The 3,484-nt window shown below is 45.6% G+C and carries 2 protein-coding genes and 1 pseudogene; 2 read left to right on the top strand and 1 reads right to left on the bottom strand.

All coding sequences use genetic code 11. From position 1 onward, the window contains the following. On the top strand, nt 1-953 hold a 953-nt coding region (locus F6K20_RS29720), incomplete at its 5' end, for a glycosyltransferase (protein WP_287297092.1). A gap of 54 nt (nt 954-1,007) precedes the next feature. Here the strand turns inward: F6K20_RS29720 and F6K20_RS29715 are convergent. Continuing rightward, nucleotides 1,008-1,517 carry an RNA-guided endonuclease InsQ/TnpB family protein gene (locus F6K20_RS29715; RefSeq protein WP_008180178.1) on the bottom strand — a complete coding sequence of 170 codons (510 nt, stop codon included), beginning with the start codon at nt 1,515-1,517 and terminating at the stop codon, nt 1,008-1,010. A 395-nt stretch (nt 1,518-1,912) separates the two neighbouring features. On the opposite strand from F6K20_RS29715, the pseudogene F6K20_RS29710 reads away from it, so the two are divergent. Further along, a pseudogene (locus F6K20_RS29710) lies at nt 1,913-3,337 on the top strand (GAF domain-containing protein); the annotation flags it as partial. Between the last annotated feature and the right edge of the window lie 147 nt (nt 3,338-3,484).

Below are 3,484 nucleotides of genomic sequence, written 5' to 3'. Positions count from 1 at the left end.
CCCTGTATCCCGAATTAAAGCTAGCCCTGCCACGACCCTCCATTGGTGGGGTATTAGAAAAGTTTCAGCCAGATTTGATCCATGTTGTCAACCCAGCAGTATTAGGGTTGGGAGGGCTGTATTATGCCAAGGTGATGAATATTCCCTTGGTCGCCTCCTACCACACCCATTTACCTCAGTACCTCCAGCACTACGGATTGGGTATGCTCGAAGGAGTTATGTGGGAGTTAATTAAGGTTAGTCACAATCAAGCTGAGCTGAATTTGTGTACCTCTAATGCTATGGTACAGGAATTAAGAGACCATGGTGTTGAGCGAGTAGACTTGTGGCAGCGAGGTGTGGATACGGAAACGTTCCAACCAGAGTTAGCTTCATCCCAAATGCGATCGCATCTTTCCCAAGGAAATCCAGACAGCCCCATACTCCTTTATGTAGGCCGTCTTTCTGCTGAAAAAGAAATTGAGCGGATCAAGCTAGTGCTAGAAGCAATTCCCAACGCTTGCCTAGCATTAGTAGGGGATGGACCCCACCGTAAGGAACTAGAAGCACACTTTGCTGGCACCCCGACTCATTTCGTGGGTTACCTTACCGGTACAACCCTCGGATCGGCCTTTGCCTCTGCTGATGCATTTATCTTTCCTTCTAGGACAGAAACCTTAGGACTAGTCTTACTAGAAGCGATGGCAGCAGGTTGTCCTGTGGTAGCAGCCAACTCTGGAGGGATTCCCGATATTGTCACGGATGGGATGAATGGGTATTTATACGATCCAGCAGATGAGCAAGGAGCGATCGCAGCAACCCAGCGTCTCTTAGCACAACAGCAGGAACGGGAAACTCTGCGCCGCAATGCTAGAGCAGAAGCTGAACGCTGGAGTTGGTCAGCTGCTACACGCCAATTGCAACATTACTACCAGACTATCGTGTTTTCCGAATCCATGTCTTCCGCTGCTTGACATACTCCCCCGTTAAATCGGAGATGATAACGGGGGATTCTCACAATATGTGATTCAAGGTTCAATCAGACAACTTCTTGAATTAGGTTTCCCTTCATCAACAGCGGTCGAACTCACGCCTGCGCGTTTCCGTATTAACGGCAGTTTCCTATGCCCTAGGGTACTGTTGTACTCAACACCTAAAACCTCTAATCCCCGCTTCAAAATGTTGAGAGCTGCGTTGGGATCACGACAGATTTCTAGATGACAACGAGGACATTTATGAGTCCGGGTGCTGAGGGATGTTTTCACCCGATAACCACAGTTAGAACAATCGGCAGATGTGAAGTGGAGGTTGACCGATATCACAGTTTTATCCCAGATTTTTCCAAAGTATTCTAACCATTGGGTGAATTGATACCAACCTGGATCAGAAATCGACTTAGCCAAATGATGATTCTTGACCATGTTTTGTATCTTGAGATCTTCATAGACAACCACATCCTCCTCCCGACATTGAGGTAAGCATCCCACAGGTCTGACACCAGTAGCGGTTTTAGGTGTTAGGTGTGAAGTTTTAATCACCTAAGGCTTAATTAAGCCTGCCTAATTCAAGGGTTTATGCCTAGTCATAGGGAGCATGTCAAGGAAGGGTTTCAGGGTCTCAGGGGGCGTAATGGGGTTGAGCTTACTGACTTTATTACAAAATCTTATCGAAAACTTAACTATTGTAATTGTACAATCCTTAACAGTTTTAGGGAAACCTATAGTCTAGAAAGTACCCCCTAGGGTACTGATTTTGACTGTAGAGATATGCCAAACTTGTAATCAGGATAGGTATATCCTCAGATCTACTTATAGCCAGGGTGTCAATTCATGTTCTTGAAGTCAAAGACGATAGAAGACTTATCAACGCAGCAATTCTTATCTGCCCAGTTGACTTGCCCTCACGCGCCTCCAAAGGCAGGAGCAGACGAAGTATGACAAGACCGAATACCAGTAGTGTTACTGCTACATTATCTCAGTTAACTCAACCCTCACAAACCAGCCATCTAATTGACCGCATCAAAACCCTATCCATTCCTCAATTTAGCTGCTGGTTAGATTTCTTTGCTGCTGATTTTCAACAGTTTCTGGGAGCGATCGCACTGATCAATAATGATGCTCTGGAAACTCGGCTAGAGCAGGTTATAGAGGCTTTAACCCTAAAAGTTGGTCAAGTCCTACAGGCAGACCAAGCCACTATTTTCATGGTTGACACCGACACAGGTCAACTATGGGCAAACATCCCCCAACCTCACACGGACAAAACCATAGAACGCCGGATTCCCCACAATCAGGGTGTTGTGGGTCATGTTGCTGCCACTGGCAAGTCTTTCAATACGTCAGTTGCTTACCATCATCCCCTATTTAACCCAGAATTTGACGAAATCCCTGGCTATCGTACCCAAAGCCTCCTGTGTATGCCAATTTTTAATCGCAATAACCAGGTGATTGCTGTAATAAATTTTTTGAATAAAACTGGCGGTGTGCCCTTCGATAGTACCAACGAAAAGCAATTTGAGAACTTTGCCGACGACCTTGGCATCATCCTCGAAGCCTGCCAATCATTTCAACAGGCAGCTCGTAACCAAAGGGGAGTGATTGCTCTGCTCAAGGCAACTGAGTCTCTGGGGAAGAGCCTGAAGCTCGAACAAACCCTAAGTTTAGTGATGGAGCAGGCTCGGGATCTAATGCAAGCGGACCGCTCTACGCTATTTTTGCTATGCCAAGAACGCAACGAACTTTGGAGTAAGGTAGCTACAGCGGATGGACAAAACACCATAGAAATCCGAATACCAGCCAACCGAGGTATTGCTGGTTATGTAGCATCCACTGGTGAGCCGCTCAATATTCCAGATGCCTATAAAGACGACCGTTTTGACCCGACCACTGACAAACAAACCGGTTATCGCACCGAAAGTATTCTTTGTATGCCGGTATTTAACTCCAAAAATAAATTAATCGGTGTGACCCAGTTAATCAACAAGCACCAAGGCTACTTTACCAGCTCTGATCAAGAGTTTATGCGGGCGTTTAATATTCAGGCAGGCATAGCTCTGGAAAATGCCCAGCTGTTTGAAAGGGTCCTGATTGAAAAGCAATATCAGCAAGATATCCTGCAAAGTCTAACCGACGCAGTGATTTCCACTGACATGCAGGGACGAATTGTGATGATCAATGATGCAGCCATCAAGTTCCTAGGTGGTCCTAATCGTAGAAAAGGCAGTCCCGATTGGAAATTCTGGCAGTCTAAGCTCACTGGTCGATACATCTGGGATGTAGTACCGATTGAAAATCTCCAGTGGCGTTGGCAAGATAGCTTGGCTACAGGGACTCGGCATTATATGCCAGAACAAACTCTGAAGACACACCATGAACCACAGACCCTAAAGTAGATCTAACACTGCCTAAAATTCTAAAGTTAGTATGGATAGCAACTATATCTTGACAAAATATGAAAGCATTCATAATTCTTGCCTGATTAGTGTAATATAAAGCCACAACTCTAC

The sequence above is a fragment of the Moorena sp. SIO2C4 genome, assembly GCF_010672485.1.
Classification (GTDB): domain Bacteria; phylum Cyanobacteriota; class Cyanobacteriia; order Cyanobacteriales; family Coleofasciculaceae; genus Moorena; species Moorena producens.
The sequence above is the reverse complement of the archived record's forward strand: the minus strand, read 5'-3'. Positions and strand labels throughout refer to the sequence as shown.